This window comes from Mesorhizobium sp. WSM4820 (assembly GCF_055811075.1).
On sequence record NZ_JBVVQN010000014.1, the window covers coordinates 132613 to 150714 of the forward strand.

The window sequence follows — 18102 nt, forward strand, 5'->3', positions numbered from 1 at the left end:
GATAGAATCGAAACCAATAGCAACGAAACCGCTTCTATGGGCGCCATGCGAAAACTACAACCCGATCAAGGTGACAGGCTGCTCGTCATCGCCTGCGGGATGATTGCGCGCGAAATTCTGGCCGTCAAGGAACAGTTGCGGCTCGACCATCTCGACCTGACCTGCCTGCCGGCGGAGTTCCATTTCTACCCGGACCGCATCGCGCCGGCCATGGACAAGGCGATCGAAAAGGCCAAGGCGGACGGCTACAGAAACATCTTCGTCGGCTACGCCGATTGCGGCACCGGCGGCCTGCTTGACCGTATCTGCGAGAAGCATGGCGTCGAGCGCATGGCCGGGCCGCATTGCTTTGCCTTCTACCAGGGCATGGATTCCTATGCGAAAATCGCCGACGACGACATGATGTCGTTCTACATGACCGATTTCCTGTGCCGGCAGTTCGACGCCTTCTTCATGAAGCCGCTCGGCCTCGATCGGCATCCGGAGCTCATCAAGGACTATTTCGGCAATTACCAGAAGCTGGTCTATATCGCCCAGACCGAGGATCCGGAACTCGACAAGGTCGCCGAGAAAGCCGCGAAAATGCTCGGCCTCGCCTATGAGCGCCGCTCGACCGGCTACGGCGACCTGACGAAGGAACTGGCCAGCGCCGCCGGACACGGCTGACCGTTCGATCAGGCCGCCCCTTCTTCCGCTGCAAGCGCGGCGAGCACAGCGGCAAAGCTCGTCTTGCAGACGAAGCCCAGCCTGTCCCGCGCCCGCGAGGCGTCGTAGACACGATCGATCGAAGAAAACATCGTCCAGCCCTTTCGCGCATAGAGCGCCGGAAATTCCGGAAAATAGCGGGCGACGACGGGCGGCGCGTCAGCGATCAATGCCTCGCAATCGTCAGGCCGGAATGGCGTTGGCGCCGAGACGATGAAGATATCGAAGCCCAGTTGCGGCACCTTCTCCAGCGCCGCGACATGGGCCTCTGCGGCATCGTCCACGGTCAGCCGGCGGAACAACAGCTCATTGGCCTTGGTGTTGGCGTCCGACTGCTCGATCGCATGCGCCATGTCGTCTGCCTCGGGAAAGAACCGGGCGGTACGCAGCACGATCACCGGCAGTCCGGACTGGACGTGATAGAGGCGGCAAAGATGTTCGGCCGAAAGCTTGGTTACGCCGTAGATGTTGCGCGGCTCGGGCGCCATGTCTTCCGTCAGCCAGGCGGCCTTGCGCGCACCGCCGGTCAGGCCGGCGCGTATGGCTTTCGAGATCATCAGCGAGGTCGTCGACGTGAAGACGAAGCGCTGAACGCCTGACAACACCGCCGCGTCGAGCAGGTTCAGGGTGCCGCGCACATTCGTCTCGATGAAATCCTCATTACGTTGGTGTTCGATGTCAGGCTTGTGCAGCGCGCCGCTGTGGATGATCGCCTCGATGCGGTTTTCCCCGACCGTCCGCATCACCAGATCACGGTCGGCGACCGAGCCGATCATCTGCGTTTGCGCCGACGGGACCGGATCCAGCCCGATGACGTCATGGCCAAGCGCCCGCAGGCGCGGCGCGAGCGCGCTGCCCAGCCAGCCTGACGACCCCGTAAGCAAGATCCGCATCGGTGAAACCCAAGAGTTTTAAGCTGACCGCTGTTAAGCACGGATGACAGGCCGCCGCGAACGGGTAAGTTGTATGCCAAACGAGAAAACAGGCTGTTCCAGCTTTCGACCAGGAAACGCCCCGATGATCGCTCGCCTCTTGATTGCCGCAAGCGTTTTCTGCTTCGCCCTGCCCGCGCTCGCCGATGGCGAGGTGCGGAAGCTGATCACGCCCGCGGACAAGGTGCGGCTGGGCAAATATGACGAGACGCGCAAGGCAGCCCTTGATGAAGCCAAGGCCGGCGAAGCCGCAGAGGTCAAGCAGCTCGACGCCTTGCTGGCAAAACCGCTGGTCGCGTTTTCCAACAAGGACCTGACCGGCAACTGGCAATGCCGTACCATCAAGGCCGGCGGACTGAGCCCGCTCGTCATCTATGGCTGGTTCAAGTGCAAGGTGAGCGACGATGGTTCGGGCTGGATGCTGGAAAAACTCACCGGTTCGCAGCGCACCAGGGGCCGTTTCTTCGACGACGGCGAAAAGCGCGCAATCTATCTCGGCTCCTTCTTTGTCAACAACGATCCCGCAAAGCCCTATGGCAGCGGCCCGCAAAGCGACCAGGTCGGCTATGCCTTTCGCAACAGCGCCAACGAATGGCGCATCGAGTTCCCGGCCCCCTATCACGAATCGAAGCTCGACATCCTTGAGCTCAGGCGCTGAGCCCGCTGTCCTGAGGCCGATCATCAGGGTTAACCCGGCGGTCCAAGCGAACCCACGCGCTGGTGGTGAAGTCCTGACGCTTGGTACCCACGTAGAAGGACGCGAGACGACCCCCTTGCAGCCGTCCACGTCAATCGCGACGAACGGCTCGATTGAGCGGATAACAGACCTCAAGTGTACGTTTGCGGCGCAATCGTAACAATCGACCCGTGTGGACCTTCGTCACGAAAGGCACCAATGTCCGGTTCGGGGTCGCTCGCCCTTCGCCATACGCAACACGAACGTCATGTGGTTGGCCAATTCCAGTCGTACAATTTAGCCTACGAATTGTGAGTACCGCCGACCTAGCGAGGACGGCGATGTCGGATGTGGAGAGGTGCCATGTTGAGGGGCGCGTGCCTATGCGGCAGTGTCAGCGTCGAGGTCACAGGTCCAATTGAACATCAGCCTGAAGCTTGCCATTGCAGGATGTGTCGGAGGCAATCTGGCCACGTCCTCGCTGCTGTGAATGTCCGGCGCGACGCGCTCTCAGTCGGGGGTGAACAGCACGTCCGATGGTTCCAATCATCCGACAAAGTCGAACGTGGCTTCTGTTCTGAGTGCGGCTCGACGTTGTTCTGGAAGCCGACGATTGAAGGCTACCAGTTCACAGCGGTCGCGATGGGTCTATTCGATGGCCCGACCGGCTTGCATCTCTCCAAACACACATTTGTCGGGGATAAGGGCGACTACTACGAGATCACAGACGGTCTACCGCAGAGCGACAGCTACTGACCGCGCTTTTTTCTGGGTGAGTGATGGCCGAAATCGGCCGCCTCCGGTCGTTCAATGCCTCCGGTGAACGACCGCTCAGTCCGCACGCCGGTCCTTCGCAAGGCGTTTAGCGGGCGGCAGTTAACCGCCCATCGCTGCGATTCGATTTGGGTATCAGCCGTCAGATTTTCACGACTAGCACTATGTCTTTGCGGGCGCCGCGCCGCGGCCTGCCTTGAAAACAATGGTGCCATCCGACGATCTGGTTCCATCGCTGGACCGGCGCAAAAACCGGCGTCTGGCAACGAGCGCCGATTTACCGGACAGCGCTCTGGCGATAAGCTTGCGCCGTTATGAGCGAAATCGATCACCGCACCATCATCGCCAGCCTTTCGGTCCATGATCGTCGCGACCTCACCGCCAAACTGGACAGGCCTGGCATTGTCCGGCTGGCCGTTCACGGCGGGCTGGTTGTGGTGCTGGGTGCGCTGATCGCCGCCCGCATTCCGTTCTGGCCGGTTCTCGTGCTGCCGCAGGGAATCCTGGTCGTCTTTTTCTTCACGCTGTTGCACGAGACGATCCACGAAACGGCCTTCAGGACGCCGTGGCTCAATCGCGCCATCGCCACTGTCGCCGGCTTCCTGATCCTACTGCCGCCGGCATGGTTCCGTTATTTCCATTTCGCGCACCACCGTCACACGCACGATCCGGACAATGACCCCGAACTGATGGCTCCGAAACCGGAGACCATCGGCCAGTATCTGCGCTATCTCTCCGGAATCCCCTATTGGAGCGGCATGGCGCGCGTGATCGTCGTCAACGCCGCCGGCCGCAACCGCGACGGCTTCGTGCCGGACAAGGGCCGCGACAAGGTGATTTCGCAAGCGCGTTGGTTTTTGATCGCCTATGCGGTGCTGCTGGCAGCCTCCCTGGCCGTGCAGTCGGCGCTGCTGTTGTGGGTCTGGATTGTGCCGGTGCTCGTCGGTCAGCCGTTTCTGCGGGCCTATCTGCTGGCCGAGCATGCGCTCTGCCCGCATGTCGCCAACATGCTCGAAAACACACGCACCACCTTTACCACAAGGCTGGTACGCTTCGTGGCGTGGAACATGCCTTACCACTCCGAGCACCATTCTTATCCGGCCGTTCCCTTTCACCGCCTGCCGCGTTTCCACCAAATTGTCGCCGAACATCTGCGCACGACCGAGCGAGGCTATGTCCGCTTCCACAGGAAGCTTGTCGGCAACTTCGATCGTCGCGCCGGCTGATCAAAACCAGGCCAAGCATCGAATATTTTCGCGTTTCCGTTGCGGCTGCCAATTGCGTCGCTTTTGAATGCGCGCGCGTCGTCCCATAACAAGCAGCCCGACAGCGCTTCCGGCAATGCTCGCACTCACTACAGCGCCGCGCGTCCCATTGGACGCGCAAAGGACGCTGTAGCACTTTGAGTCGGCGCATGATCCTTTCCAAAATCGATGCCGATTTTCGGGGTCATGCGCGAGGAGTAAGAAATTCATGGCCGATCTGATCGTCGTCTACTGGCGCGACATCCCCGCCCAGGTCATCGTCAAGAAGGGCCGGCAGAACGCCAAGCGCGAACTGCCGCTGCGTTTCACCGAGGCGATCGACATGTGCGCGATGCGCACCGGCGCCGGCGGCACCGACGACTACCTTGCCGAATGGCGCAAGGCCGACCCCGTGTCGGTCAGCGACGATCTTGAAGGCGAGGCGGAAAAAGCCTTTCAGGACATCGACGCGAAATACGACCGCGAGCGGCTGGTCGCTCTGGTCAAGGCGGGCGGAAAAGAAGATGTCTGAAACGACCCCGGCGATTACCCAGGCCACTCTGGTCAAGAAGGCAGCGCCGAAATCCGACTACAAGCCGGCCGACGTGTCGCCGCAGCGGCGCGTGCAGCGCTCCTTCGCTGTCAGGCTGTGGTCCGTCCGCCACTCGCGACTGCTCGAATGGTTCTACGCCAGGTTCTCCGACATGTTTTTGCTCCTCCATCCGCTGTGGAAGCGCATCGGTTACGGCCGCGTCGAAGGTCCGATCAAATTCGTCGAAAAACGCGTCAAGGGTTTTATGTTCGACTGCCGCATGTGCGGCCAGTGCGTCCTTTCTTCTACCGGCATGTCGTGCCCGATGAATTGCCCCAAGCAATTGCGCAACGGCCCTTGCGGCGGTGTGCGCGCCAACGGAAATTGCGAGGTCGAGCCTGATATGCCGTGCGTCTGGGTCAAGGCCTGGGAAGGTTCACGCAATATGGTGCATGGCGACAAGATCCTCGACGTGCAGAAGCCGGTCGACCAGTCGCTGCGCGAGACCTCGGCATGGCTGCGGGTGACCGCACAGGCCGCCGCAGCCCGCGAAGCCGCGCGCAACGTTCCAAAACCTGGGGCACCGGCATGATCGGCCGCCAGCCCGACGAGAACCCGGCCGGCATCCATCTGCCGCTCGACCCCCTGCCCGGCCACACCTCGCGCGGCCGGCTGGAGCGCGTCCTGAGGCGCGGCGAATTCGCCGTGACCACCGAGCTCAACCCTCCGGACAGCGCCGATCCGGAAGACGTCTACAACCGCGCCAAAATCTTTGACGGCTGGGTCGACGCCATCAACGCCGTCGACGCCTCGGGCGCCAACTGCCACATGTCGTCGGTCGGCATCTGTGCGCTGCTGACCCGCATGGGTTATGCCCCGATCATGCAGATCGCCTGCCGCGACAGGAACCGCATCGCCATCCAGGGCGACGTGCTGGGCGGGGCGGCGATGGGCGTCGCCAACATGCTGTGCCTGACCGGCGACGGCGTGCAGGCCGGCGACCAGCCAGGCGCCAAGCCGGTATTCGATCTCGACTGCATGTCACTGCTGGAAACCTGCCGCATCATGCGCGACAACGGCAAGTTCCTGTCCGGCCGCAAGCTGACGACGCCGCCGCAGCTTTTCCTCGGCGCGGCGATCAACCCTTTCGCGCCGCCGATCGATTTCCGCCCCTACCGGCTGGGCAAGAAAATCGCCGCCGGCGCGCAATTCGTGCAGAGCCAGTACTGCTTCGACGTACCGATGTTCCGCACCTACATGCAGCAGGTCCGCGATCTCGGTTTTACGGAAAAATGCTTCATCCTGTGCGGCGTCGGACCGCTGGCCTCGGCCAAGACCGCCAAATGGATCCGCTCAAACGTGCCGGGCATTCATATCCCCGATTCGATCGTCAAGCGGCTGGAAGGCGCCCAGGACCAGAAGAAGGAAGGCAAGCAGCTCTGCATCGATATCATCAACGAGGTGAAAGAAATTCCCGGCGTCTGCGGCGTCCATGTGATGGCCTATCGCCAGGAGGAATATGTCGCCGAGATCGTCGATGAATCGGGCGTGCTGAAGGGGCGCCAGCCCTGGAAACGCGAAATCCGCCGCGACGATCAGCTCGTCGCCGACCGGCTCGACCACATTTTGCACGACGAGATCACCGAAACGCAGGTCGACATGGTCAAGACCGCGCATTGATGGCGCGGACGCCACCATTCGCTTGATCGAAAACAGAAACGATATAAAGAAGTCTTTATATCACGAGGGAGAGATTGCATGACCCGGACGATCGTCGCCTCGGCGACACGAGAAATCATCATCGGCTTCGACCAGCCCTTCTGCGTGATCGGTGAGCGCATCAATCCAACCGGGCGCAAGAAGCTCGCGGCCGAGATGATCGCAGGCAATTTCGATACCGTCATCAGGGACGCGCTGGAACAGGCCGCCTGCGGCGCGACCATGCTCGACGTCAATGCCGGCGTCACCTCGGTCAACCCGAACGAGACAGAACCCGGCCTGCTGGTGCAGACGCTGGAAATCGTGCAGGGGCTGGTCGACCTGCCGCTGTCGATCGACAGTTCGGTGACCGCGGCGATCGAGGCGGCGCTCAGGGTCGCCAAGGGCCGTCCGCTGGTCAACTCCGTCACCGGCGAGGAAGAAAAGCTCGAAGCCATCCTGCCGCTGGTCAAGAAATACAATGTCCCGGTGGTTGCCATCTCCAACGACGAGACAGGCATTTCGATGGATCCGGATGTGCGCTTCGCCGTCGCCAAGAAGATCGTCGAGCGCTGCGCCGATTTCGGCATTCCGGCGCATGACGTGGTCGTCGACCCGCTGGTCATGCCGATCGGCGCGCTCGGCGACGCCGGCCGCCAGGTCTTTGCCCTGCTGCGCCGGCTGCGTGAAGAGCTCAGGGTCAACACCACCTGCGGCCTGTCAAACATCTCGTTCGGCCTGCCGCACCGCCACGGCATCAATGCTGCCTTCATTCCGATGGTGATCGGCGCCGGCATGACCTCGGCGATCATGAACCCGGTGCGTCCGCAAGAGATGGAAGCGGTGCGCGGCGCCAATGTGCTGAACGGCACCGACGAGAACTGCACCAACTGGATCAGGACCTACAAGGACTATAAGCCGGCCGAAGGCGGCCAGGCGATCGCGGCGCCCACGCAAGTCAATGCGCCGGGCGAAGGCAATGGCAATGGCGGTCGCCGGCGCGGGGGTCGTGAAGCCCGTATGGCCCGAGGATAAGCGCGCAATCGTGAACTCTCCTGCCAACATCACCGATCCACTCGTGCTGTTCATGCCGTCCGGCAAGCGCGGGCGGTTTCCGGTCGGCACGCCGGTGCTCGATGCCGCACGCCAGCTCGGCGTCTATGTCGAGAGCGTGTGCGGTGGACGCGCCACCTGCGGGCGCTGCCAGGTCGAGGTGCAGGAAGGCAATTTCGCCAAGCACAAGATCGTCTCTTCCAACGACCACATCTCGCCCAAGGGCGCCAAGGAGGAACGCTACGAACGCGTGCGCGGCCTTCCCGAACGGCGCCGCCTGTCCTGCTCGGCGCAGATCCTCGGCGATCTCGTCGTGGATGTGCCGCAGGATACGGTCATCAACGCACAGACCATTCGCAAGGATGCCGACACCAGGGTCATTGCCCGCGATTCGGCAATCCACATGTGCTATGTCGAGATCGAAGAGCCCGACATGCACAATCCATCAGGCGATCTCGATCGCCTGAAGATCGCGCTGATGAAGGACTGGGGGCTCAACAGCCTCGATTTCGATTTCCATCTGCTGCCGCAGGTGCAAGTCATCCTGCGCAAAGGCAACTGGACCGCGACCGCCGCCATCCACAAGGATGCCGACAGCGAGACCGCGCGGGTCATCTCGTTGTGGCCCGGCCTCAAGAACGAGGCCTACGGGCTTGCCTGCGATATCGGCTCGACCACCATCGCCATGCATCTGGTGTCGCTGCTGTCGGGCCGCGTCGCCGCCTCGTCAGGCACGTCGAACCCGCAGATCCGCTTCGGCGAGGATCTGATGAGCCGCGTTTCCTATGTGATGATGAACCCGGACGGCCGCGAAGGCATGACGGTCGCGGTGCGCGAGGCGATCTCGGGTCTCGTCGACAAGGTTTGCGCGGAAGGCAACGTCCAGCGCAACGACATCCTGGATTGCGTCTTCGTCGGCAATCCGATCATGCACCATCTGTTCCTCGGCATCGACCCGACCGAACTCGGCGGCGCGCCCTTCGCGCTGGCTGTCTCGGGCGCCGTGCACATCAAGGCGTCGGATATCGGCCTGAAGCTCAACCAGGGCGCCAGGCTCTACATGCTGCCTTGCATCGCCGGCCATGTCGGCGCCGACGCGGCTGCGGTGACGCTGTCGGAAGGCCCGCACCGCCAGGACGAGATGATGCTGATCGTCGATGTCGGCACCAATGCCGAGATCGTGCTCGGCAATCGCCAGCGGGTCGTGGCGGCCTCCTCGCCCACCGGTCCGGCCTTCGAGGGCGCGGAGATCTCCGGCGGCCAGCGCGCTGCGCCCGGCGCCATCGAGCGCGTCCGCATCGATCCCGACACGCTGGAGCCGAAATACCGCGTCATCGGCTCGGAACTGTGGTCCGACGAGCCCGGCTTCCTCGACAGCGTCCAGGCAACCGGCGTCACCGGCATCTGCGGCTCCGGCATCATCGAGGTGGTCGCCGAGATGTACCTGGCCGGCATCATCTCCGAGGACGGCGTCGTCGACGGTGGGCTCTGCGCCCGCTCGCCGCGCGTCACCGCCAATGGCCGCACCTTCTCCTACGTGCTGAAGGAAGGCGAGCCGAGGATCACCATCACCCAGACCGACGTGCGCGCCATCCAACTCGCCAAGGCGGCCCTCTACGCCGGCACCAAGCTGTTGATGGAAAAGCAGCACACCGATCATGTCGACCGCATCCACTTCGCCGGTGCCTTCGGCTCCTTTATCGATCCGAAATACGCCATGGTGCTGGGACTGATTCCCGACTGCGATCTCGACAAGGTCTCGGCCGTCGGCAACGCCGCCGGTGCCGGTGCGCGCATGGCGCTGCTCAATCGCGGCTATCGCCGCGAGATCGAGGAAACGGTGAGCCGGATCGAGAAGATCGAGACGGCGCTGGAGCCGAGATTCCAGGAGCATTTCGTCTATGCCATGGCGCTGCCGAACAAGATCGACCCGTTCCCGAAACTATCGGCGGCGGTGAAGCTGCCACCACGCAAGACCGTGAGCGAGGACGGCATTGCCGGCGATGCCGCCCCACGGCGTCGTTCGCGCGAAGGCCACGCCGCCCGGCGCGGCAGGGGGTAGCATCCCGCTGCTAAAAGCTGCACTCACCCTCATTCTCATTTGCATGCATATGTTTCCGGATCAGCCCAAACAGAAACAAGGCGCTGTTATCAGCGAAATCCACCCGATACACACGCGGCGCATTTAACCGGCATCGAACGGCAGGCAGGAAATAACTTTCAGCCGCCGCAGCACTCCAAGGGAGATGAAGATGTCGATGTTCGAAAGCCTCGGCCGCTTTGGTACGGCCATCAAGCATGCGCACAACAGGAACAGGTCGGTCCGGGCCATGAACAGCCTGCCGCCCGAAATTCAGAAGGATATCGGCTGGCCCGTGTCGCCGCGCAACGACCCGCAGGTCACCTTCTCGGCCCGACATCTGGGTTCGGCGCGCTGATGACCTTCGCCGACAAATGCAAGCTGCTGGCCAAGCGCCGGAACCGTCATCCGGCTCCGGCAGCAAGCGACCGTCGGCTGCGCGCCGTACTGCTGCCCAGGCGCTGAGCGATGCTGCGCTGGCCTTGATTGCCAGCCAGATCACAGGGCCGTGTTGAGACCGCGCAAATCTTGACATTCTGGGCGAAGGCACGATCTTCGATTGCGAGGGGTTCTCTTAGTCGGCTCAGCCGAAGTCCGTGTGTCCGCATGCCCAGTATCAAAAGCCACGTCGTTTCCTTCGTGCTCAGGTATAGCCGCAAGAAAGCCTTTTCCAGCCCGGAAAACCTGCAGCGCTGGATCGCTTACGCCCGCAAGACGGAGAACCATCAGCCGCCCGCATCGCTGCATCAGCGTTTCGAGATCGCGACGCGCAGCGTGGACGGCTTTCCCGTGTACGAGATCGCGCCGAAGACCGGCGAGCGAAAGCGGATCCTCTACCTGCATGGCGGCGCCTATGTCTTTCAAATCACGTCCTACCACTGGGGACTGATCGCCGATATGGCCGATCGGCTGGGCTTCGGCATCACCGTGCCGATCTATCCCATTGCTCCCGAACACGATTTCCACGCCATGTTCGGCATGGTCGGCAAGGTCTACCGTCAGATGCTCGACGAAACGGAAGCGCAGGACATCGTGTTCATTGGCGATTCCGCCGGCGGCAACATGGCCGTGGTGCTGACCATGATGGCCGCGGAAGCCGACCTGCCATTGCCGTCGCGCCATGTGCTGATTTCGCCCGGGCTCGATCTGTCGCTCGCCAACCCCGAAGTGTTCGAGGCGGAACGCTACGATCCGTGGCTGGGAATTCCTGGCGGGCTGGAGGCAGTCCGGCTCTACAGTGCCGGCATAGATCCCAGCGACTGGCGCATCAGTCCGCTTTACGGTGACCTCTCGGTGTTGCCGAAAACGCTGCTTCTGACCGGTTCGCGCGACATGCTGACCCCCGACAATCTGATCTTCGCGCAAAAGGCCCGTGCCGCCGGTGTCGCGATAGAGGTTGTGCACGAGCAAGGCATGTTCCATGCCTGGCCGCTGATCGACATGCCAGAAGCGCGGCGCGCGCGGGACAGCATCGTGACGTTTTTAGCCAGCGACACCGAAAGCTATCATGCCAATGCCGGCGAATTGGCACTGCAAAGGACAGGTCGTGAAGTCTCCACTCACAACCTGTCTGCGCCGTCGAAGTCCTGAATCAAAACTTTCCGGTTTCTTTGAACACTTCGAAGGTCGCGCGGATGTGATCGGCAACGGCGTTCACTGGCGCGCTGGCGTCCGGCGCCACGACCATGGCCAGATTGTAGGTGCCGATGTCGGGCATGCCGTCCTTCGGGCAAAGCTCGACCATGTCGCTGCCGAGGAACGATTTCGGCAGCGGCGCCACCGCGAGGTCGGACATGATTGCGGCGCGCTGGCCGGCGGTGTGCGCACTCATATAGGCGACGCGGTAGTTGCGGCCCTCACGCCCAAGCGCCTCGAGGGCGCCTGCCCGCCAGGCGCAGCCCTCTTCCCACAATGACACCGGCAGCGGTTCGCGCAGATGCGCGCAGCCGCCCTTGGCGCCGGCCCAGACGATCGGTTCGGTGAGCAGCACTTCGGCGCCGAGCGCGCTGGTCTTGTAGGAATTGGTGAGAAGCGTGATGTCGAGCGCCCGGTCGTCCATGCGCCGACGCAGATTGACGCTCTGGTCGATGGTCACGTCGACGGCGATCGAAGGATGCGACTGTGCAAAACGCTTCAGCACGTGCGGCAGCACGCGCTCTCCATAATCGTCGGGCGAGCCGAGCCGCACCACCCCGACAATGTCGGGGATGATGAACTTCGACACCACCTCGCGGTTGATCGACAACAGCCGGCGGGCGTAGCCGAGCAGCATCTCGCCATCCGTGGTCAGCGTCACCGAGCGCGCGTCGCGCGCAAACACCGAGCGGCCGAGAATGTCCTCCAGCTTTTTGATCTGCATGGAGACGGCCGACGGCGTGCGGAAGACAGCACTGGCAGCGGTGGTGAAACTGCCGGTCTCGGCGATCGCCACGAAGGTGCGCAAGACGTCGAGATCGAGCAGCGGCAACGGATGATTGAGTGGGGCGTTCATCGGGATCGACCTTCAATTTTTCTGATGCAAACTATCATTCCATTTCGTTTGATTGAACATCACTTTGGGAGGATAGTCAACTCCATCGAAGGCGGACGGCGATGACACTGATCTGCAATCGACACGAAATGAAGCTGAAACAAACCGGATGTAGCGCTTGGTCCGCCGAGCGACCGGCACCCGACCCAACCCTAAAGGAGAATTAAAATGTCCATCCTGTCATCCATCGGCCGCATCGCGACCGAATTTAGCGCGGCCCGCGCCCGCTACCAGACCGAACGCGCCATCCGCTCTCTGCCGATCGAACTGCAGAAGGATATCGGCTGGCCTGAAGCCGCCGACACCAAGACCGGCACTCGCCACGGCGTTGGATCCTGGGCTGGCGGAGCAAAATAGATCGTGTGTATCAAAAGCTGAAGGCCTGCCGCACAGACCATGTCCGGCAGGCCTTTTTATTGCAGCCATTTCCGAGCCATGCCGTCGTTGCATGGTGCCTATGACCGGGCCGCATAGCAGCTAAAATTTTGAACTAACGCCTTGTAAGTGATCATTAATCTGGCGGAATGCCCAAATACGTCGCATGCCGTGTCGCTTTTCCTATCAAGTGCTTCGCTTTTGCGATTTAGTTTCCCTTCACGTAAGCCTATATCAGCGCCAGCCAACGAGCTGCCCCACTCCATCACGCGAAGGCGACCCGTCTGAGCAACCGAATGGAGATGATGATGAAGCTTTTTGCCCGCCTTTTTGCTCGCCGCGAAATGAGCCTGACGACCGCGCTCGAGCGCCAGCGCCTTGCCAACACCATGCCGGGCCAGACCGGCGCCGTGGCCGCCGCGCGCCTCGGCTTCGTCGCCTGATCTGCCAAGCTCGCAAGCGGCGCTCGCTGCTTCGAAGTTGATCACAACGCCGCTTCGGTTTGCCGAGGCGGCGTGCCTGGTCATGCCCCGACCACATGCGGCCTATGCTCAAGCCGGCAGCAGGTTGGGTCGTCATCGCATAGCGATTGCCCATTTGCGACCCATGTCGCAAATAAAGTCTTTCCGTTGCCGCCTAGCCGATTGACAGGAAAGATTTTTCCTGATGTCGCTATGCTGATCGCGACATCCTGTTCGCGCCATTGCAGCGTGAGGGTTACCCTGTGAACGTCGTAAATCATCCGATCAGGCGATCGTTTGTATTCTTCCTGGTCCCCGATTTCACCATGATCGCCTTTGCAACGGCGCTCGATCCGTTGCGCTCGGCCAATCGGATGCTCGGCTACGAGGCCTACCGCTGGCGGCTCGCCAGCATCGACGGCAAGCCGGTGCGCGCCTCGAACGGCGTCGAATGCGCCGTCGACACCTCGCTGGAGGACGAACGCAAGAAGATGTCCGGCTCCGAACGGCCGAACATGGCGGTCGTTTGCAGCGGCATCAATGTCGAGCGCTACCAGAACAAATCGGCCTTCGCCTGGCTGCGCGAGGAATACAATCGCGGCGTCGCCATCGGCGGCTTGTGCACTGGCGCTCATATACTGGCCGCCGCCGGCCTGTTGTCCAACAAGCGCTGCGCCATTCATTGGGAGAACCTGCCGGGCTTTTCCGAAGCGTTCCCGAAGGCCAATGTCTTTGCCGACCTCTTCGAGATCGACCAGAACATCTACACCTGCGCCGGCGGCACCGCGGCGCTCGACATGATGCTGAAGCTGATCGGCGACGATTTCGACGACAATCTGGTTAACCGGGTCTGCGAGCAGGTCTTGACTGACCGCGTGCGCAGCCCGACCGATCGCCAGCGCCTGCCGCTGCGCGCACGCCTTGGCGTGCAGAACTCCAAGGTGCTGACCATCATCGAATTGATGGAAGCAAACCTGTCCGAGCCGCTGTCGTTGATCGAGATCGCCGACCATGTCGACCTGTCACGCCGGCAGATCGAGCGCCTGTTCCGCACCGAGATGGGACGATCCCCTGCCCGCTACTATCTGGAGATCCGCCTCGACCGGGCCCGGCACTTGCTGATCCAATCATCGCTGCCGGTGGTCGAAGTGGCGGTCGCTTGCGGCTTCGTCTCCGCCTCGCATTTCTCCAAATGCTATCGCGAGCTCTATGCGCGCTCGCCGCAGCAGGAGCGCGTCGATCGCAAGCAGTTGCTGGTCGCGTAGACAAGACAAGGCAATATTTTGCACGCGTACCTCTGGCGGATGGCGATTGAAGTCTAGCGGGTGTCGAACATCCAGCTTCGGTCGCGCCACATCTTCTCGCCGACCTGGCAGTCGGTGGCCGGCTTGTCCTGCGCCAGCACCACCGGCGGATGCGCTGCTTCTTCCGCCGCCCTTTGCGGTGAGGCAGGCCCGGCGAGCTCAAGCACCAGCTTGCGGCGGATCGCTTCGGGAAACTGCGTCCACTCATTGACCGGGATCATGAACGCCCCGGGCCCGCCGATGACGCAGTCGGTGTAATAGCGGTCGAGATAGTTGACGTCGTAGACGCTGGTGAAGCCGCCCCGGGTCATCAGCGGCAGGCCGTTGATGGTGATGCCTTGCCTGACCAGTTCGTCACGGATGATGTCGACGGGAGCACCTTGATTGTTGGGGCCATCGCCTGAAATGTCGATGACTCGCTTGACGCCTTGAAAGCCGCTTTCGGCGAAGAGATCGCTGCTGAATTGCAAGGCACCGGAAATCGAGGTGCGCCGCGCGCTGTTGGGCGCATGGGCGGAGAGTTGCTCGACCACCCGCTCGGCGTCGGCACGATTGGCGATCACCGTCCACGGCACGATGATGTGCTGCCATGTCGTGCCGGCCCATTCGACATAGGTGACGGCAATCTTGCCGTAGGCGCCGTCGGCGATCGCCTGCAGGACCGTGTCATGCGTCAGTGCCGCGACATAGCCGCGACGCTGAATTTCGAGTTCGGCCGGCGACATCGACAGCGAAACGTCGACCGCCAGCACCAGTTCGACGTCGACGGGTTCGGCAGCGCGGGAGTCCGGCGCCTGGACGAGCATCAGCACCAGCGCGGCGGCGCCTGAGAGGAGATGTCCTGCGCGGGGAAAAGCAGACATGCCGCAAGGTAAGCGAAAATCGTCGCGCCACAAAGCGAAAAGCCCAGCGCCGGGCTAATGCATGTCGTCCAAAAGCATGCCCTGGGTCACGACTTGCATAAAAACGAGAACTTAAGGTGCGGCGCATGACTCCCCACAAAACGTGACGCGCCTTAAGTCCTTGCATTCACGTTTTTGCGAGTCCGCCCTTCACCTTCTATTGTGGGAGGCTCAGCTGCGTGGTTTGAGGTTCTCCGGGTCGTAGAGCGGCCTGTAGCCGACGGCGGCCACTTCGACCGGGTATGTCTCGCCGAAATACTCGACGTCTAGCTTGCGGCCCTCCTGGCAATACGCCCACGGCAGATAGGCGAGCGCAATGTTCTTGCCGATGGTCGGGCCGTAGGCGACTGAGGTCGTAAAGGATCGGCGGCCGAGTTCGTCGACCAGCGTTTCACCCGTTTGCGGGTCCATCACCGGCATCGTGCCGACGGGATAGCGGGCCACGCCCCTGGAATCGACATTGTCCGTCATGACAAGCGTGCAGAGCATGGCCGGCTGATGCGCACGGGCGCGATAGTCCAGATGCTTTGCCTTGCCGCTGAAATCGGCCTCCTTGACCTTCGGGCGGGCAAGATCGGCCTCCAGCAGATTGTACTCGGTCAAAAGATCCGCATTCTGCAGGCGCAGGCTCTTCTCCATGCGGCGGCTGTTGGCATAGGTCTCGACGCCAAAAGCCATCACGCCGGTCGAACGCAAAGCATCCCATACGGCCAGGCCGTCTTCGTAGCGCATGTGCAGTTCCCAGCCCTGCTCGCCGACATACGAGATCCGGAAAGCGGTCACGTCCTTGCCGGCGATCCTGACAGGCTTGATCGCCGCAAAGGCAAAGTTCTCCGGCGTCAGGCCATCCGGGTCCTCGACGACCTTCTGCAAGGTCGAGCGCGCGTTCGGACCCCAGATGCCGACGGTCACGTATTTCTCGGTCACGTCGGTGATGGCGACATCGAACCCTTTGTCTTCTGCCGTCCGCCGCATGTAGTGGAAGTCGCGCGGGCCGGCATCGGCGCCGTCTATGACGCGGCAGCGGTCGGCCATGCGGATGACGGTCAGGTCGGCGCGCACCATGCCCTCGTCGTCGAGGAAATGGGTGTAGATGCCTTTGCCGATATTGCCGTCGCCGCCGATCCTGGCCGCGCACAGCCACTCCATCAGCGCGACATGATCAGGGCCTTCCACGTCGTACATCGCGAAATGCGACAGGTTGACGATGCCGCAATCCTCGCTCATGGCGAGATGCTCGGCATTGGAGACGCGCCAGAAATGGCGGTTGTCCCACTCGTTTTCGCGCACCGGCACCCGGTTGCCGTATTTCTCGAGCAGGTGCTCGTTGGCGGCATAGCCGTGGGCGCGCTCCCAGCCGCCGAGTTCCATGAAATAGCCGCCGAGTTCCTTCTCGCGCTCCCAGAAGGGCGAGCGGCGCACGTCGCGGGCCTTGGAGAAGGGCTCGCGCGGATGGACGGCCGGATTGTAGACCTTCATCGCCGTTTCGGTGCAGCGGTCCCAGATGAACTGCTCTTGCGTCTGGTGCGGATAGAAGCGCGAATAGTCGATGGCGTGGTGGTCGATCGACGTCCGGCCGTCCGTCATCCAGTCGGCGATGAGCTTGCCCATGCCGGGGCCGTCCTTGACCCAGATCGCGACGGCATACCAGAGGCCCCGCACCTTCTGGCTCTCGCCCATGGAGGGGCCGCCGTCTGCCGTCACCTGCAGAAGCCCGTTAAAGGAATGGCTCTCATTGTAGCCCAGTTCGCCCAGGATCGGCGTCAATTCCATGGCGCGCTCGAGCGGCGCCAGGATCTGTTCCATGTCGAGGTCGCGCTGCGAGGGCGAAAGGCGGGCCTGGTCCTTCTCCAGCAGGTCGCGCGGATGGCAAAGGCGCGGATTCGTTTCTTCGTAGTAGCCCCACTCGATCTGTCCGCCTTCGGCGGTCTTGGGATCGCCGGTGTCGCGCATGTAAGCCGAGTTGCCCTGGTCACGCAGCAGCGGCCAGCCGATCTCCTTGCCGGTGCCGGCGAACTCGGTATAGGGCCCGAAGAAGGTGAGCGGATGGTCGATCGGCATGACCGGCAGGTCCTCACCCACCATTTCCGCGATCAGCCGGCCCCAGATACCGGCGCAAACGATCACGTAGTCGGCTTCGATGGTGCCGCGATCGGTCACCACGCCCTTGATGCGACCGTTCTCCACGACGAGCGACCTGGCCGGCGTGTTGGCGAAGGATTTGAGTTTTCCGGAGGCCTCCGCCTGGTCGACCAGCTTGCCGGCGACCGTTTGCGAGCGCGGGATGACAAGACCGGCATCGGGATCCCACAACCCGCCCTGCACCATCTCTTCTTCGATCAGCGGGAATTTCTGCTTGATCTCGGCCGGCTCGATCAGGCGGGCACGCGTTCCGAAAGCCTTTGCCGAGGCGATCTTGCGCTTGATCTCCGCCATGCGATCGTCGTCGTCGACCCGGGCAACCTCGAGGCCGCCGATACGGGCGTAGTGACCCATCTTTTCGTAAAAATCGATGGAGTAGAGCGTCGTCCAGCAGGACAGGAAATCATGGCTGGTGGTGTAGCAGAAGTCGGAAGCATGCGCTGTCGAGCCGATATCGGTCGGAATCCCTGACTTGTCGATGCCGACGATGTCGTCCCATCCGCGCTCGATCAGGTGATGGGCGACCGATGCGCCGACAATACCGCCCAGCCCGACGATGACGACCTTCGCCTTTTCCGGAAACCCTGCCATTGCCCGCGACTCCAAAGTGGTAAAGCGGGCACCGGCGCCCGTTTGATCGGCGCACAATATGCAGGCGACAGCCGCCATGCTACCGCCTGTTTGCGACACGCTG

At 62.3% G+C, this 18102-nt stretch carries 18 protein-coding genes; 14 read left to right on the forward strand and 4 right to left on the reverse strand.

Annotated features, from left to right (window positions below):
- The first annotated feature begins 36 nt into the window (after nt 1-36).
- A complete protein-coding gene (locus tag AC0L2R_RS22410) occupies nt 37-666 on the forward strand; it encodes a DUF1638 domain-containing protein (RefSeq protein ID WP_473511593.1) in 630 nt (209 codons plus the stop codon).
- Nucleotides 667-674: 8 nt separating this feature from the next.
- On the opposite strand, the gene AC0L2R_RS22415 is transcribed toward AC0L2R_RS22410, so the two are convergent.
- Nucleotides 675-1598 (reverse strand): NAD-dependent epimerase/dehydratase family protein, encoded by a 924-nt coding sequence (locus tag AC0L2R_RS22415; RefSeq protein ID WP_473511594.1) that lies wholly within the window; start codon nt 1596-1598, stop codon nt 675-677.
- Nucleotides 1599-1722: 124 nt separating this feature from the next.
- Between AC0L2R_RS22415 and AC0L2R_RS22420 the strand changes: the two genes are divergently transcribed.
- From AC0L2R_RS22420 to AC0L2R_RS22465, 10 genes are all read left to right on the forward strand, one after another.
- Complete coding sequence (locus AC0L2R_RS22420; RefSeq protein ID WP_473511595.1) at nt 1723-2295, forward strand: DUF4893 domain-containing protein; 573 nt, start codon at nt 1723-1725, stop codon at nt 2293-2295.
- A 381-nt stretch (nt 2296-2676) separates the two neighbouring features.
- Nucleotides 2677-3069 carry a GFA family protein gene (locus tag AC0L2R_RS22425; protein WP_473511596.1) on the forward strand — a complete coding sequence of 131 codons (393 nt, stop codon included), beginning with the start codon at nt 2677-2679 and terminating at the stop codon, nt 3067-3069.
- A 332-nt stretch (nt 3070-3401) separates the two neighbouring features.
- On the forward strand, nt 3402-4313 hold the full coding sequence (locus AC0L2R_RS22430; protein ID WP_473511597.1) for a fatty acid desaturase: 912 nt from the start codon (nt 3402-3404) through the stop codon (nt 4311-4313).
- A gap of 247 nt (nt 4314-4560) precedes the next feature.
- On the forward strand, nt 4561-4863 hold the full coding sequence (locus tag AC0L2R_RS22435) for a virulence factor (RefSeq protein ID WP_091594457.1): 303 nt from the start codon (nt 4561-4563) through the stop codon (nt 4861-4863).
- Nucleotides 4856-5455, forward strand: coding sequence for a methylenetetrahydrofolate reductase C-terminal domain-containing protein (locus AC0L2R_RS22440; RefSeq protein ID WP_027154500.1), 600 nt, complete (start codon nt 4856-4858; stop codon nt 5453-5455). Before AC0L2R_RS22435 ends, AC0L2R_RS22440 begins: the two co-directional genes overlap by 8 nt.
- On the forward strand, nt 5452-6543 hold the full coding sequence (locus AC0L2R_RS22445; protein ID WP_027154501.1) for a methylenetetrahydrofolate reductase: 1092 nt from the start codon (nt 5452-5454) through the stop codon (nt 6541-6543). Before AC0L2R_RS22440 ends, AC0L2R_RS22445 begins: the two co-directional genes overlap by 4 nt.
- A 78-nt stretch (nt 6544-6621) precedes the next feature.
- The gene (locus tag AC0L2R_RS22450; protein ID WP_473511598.1) at nt 6622-7596 is read left to right on the forward strand and encodes a methyltetrahydrofolate cobalamin methyltransferase; all 975 of its coding nucleotides are present in this window, start codon (nt 6622-6624) and stop codon (nt 7594-7596) included.
- Nucleotides 7547-9676 (forward strand): ASKHA domain-containing protein, encoded by a 2130-nt coding sequence (locus AC0L2R_RS22455; RefSeq protein ID WP_128167262.1) that lies wholly within the window; start codon nt 7547-7549, stop codon nt 9674-9676. Before AC0L2R_RS22450 ends, AC0L2R_RS22455 begins: the two co-directional genes overlap by 50 nt.
- 190 nt (nt 9677-9866) lie before the next feature.
- Nucleotides 9867-10052, forward strand: coding sequence for a hypothetical protein (locus AC0L2R_RS22460; protein WP_091594529.1), 186 nt, complete (start codon nt 9867-9869; stop codon nt 10050-10052).
- A gap of 248 nt (nt 10053-10300) precedes the next feature.
- Complete coding sequence (locus tag AC0L2R_RS22465) at nt 10301-11284, forward strand: alpha/beta hydrolase (RefSeq protein ID WP_473511600.1); 984 nt, start codon at nt 10301-10303, stop codon at nt 11282-11284.
- Nucleotide 11285: 1 nt separating this feature from the next.
- Here AC0L2R_RS22465 and AC0L2R_RS22470 read toward each other — a convergent pair whose 3' ends face one another.
- Nucleotides 11286-12185: a LysR substrate-binding domain-containing protein gene (locus AC0L2R_RS22470; RefSeq protein WP_091594450.1), complete on the reverse strand. Its 900-nt coding sequence runs from the start codon at nt 12183-12185 to the stop codon at nt 11286-11288.
- A gap of 207 nt (nt 12186-12392) precedes the next feature.
- Between AC0L2R_RS22470 and AC0L2R_RS22475 the strand changes: the two genes are divergently transcribed.
- The 3 genes from AC0L2R_RS22475 (at nt 12393) to AC0L2R_RS22485 (ending at nt 14325) form a co-directional block, all read left to right on the forward strand.
- Entirely contained in the window at nt 12393-12581 is a 189-nt protein-coding gene (locus AC0L2R_RS22475) for a hypothetical protein (RefSeq protein ID WP_077383673.1), read from the forward strand.
- A 314-nt stretch (nt 12582-12895) separates the two neighbouring features.
- Nucleotides 12896-13042, forward strand: coding sequence for a hypothetical protein (locus tag AC0L2R_RS22480; RefSeq protein ID WP_198032808.1), 147 nt, complete (start codon nt 12896-12898; stop codon nt 13040-13042).
- 281 nt (nt 13043-13323) lie between these two features.
- A complete protein-coding gene (locus AC0L2R_RS22485) occupies nt 13324-14325 on the forward strand; it encodes a GlxA family transcriptional regulator (RefSeq protein WP_128246512.1) in 1002 nt (333 codons plus the stop codon).
- A gap of 53 nt (nt 14326-14378) precedes the next feature.
- Here the strand turns inward: AC0L2R_RS22485 and AC0L2R_RS22490 are convergent, their stop codons facing one another.
- Both AC0L2R_RS22490 and AC0L2R_RS22495 read right to left on the reverse strand, forming a co-directional pair.
- Nucleotides 14379-15227, reverse strand: coding sequence for a DUF1194 domain-containing protein (locus AC0L2R_RS22490; RefSeq protein WP_473491300.1), 849 nt, complete (start codon nt 15225-15227; stop codon nt 14379-14381).
- A gap of 210 nt (nt 15228-15437) precedes the next feature.
- Complete coding sequence (locus AC0L2R_RS22495) at nt 15438-17999, reverse strand: GcvT family protein (protein ID WP_473511601.1); 2562 nt, start codon at nt 17997-17999, stop codon at nt 15438-15440.
- Nucleotides 18000-18102 lie beyond the last annotated feature (103 nt).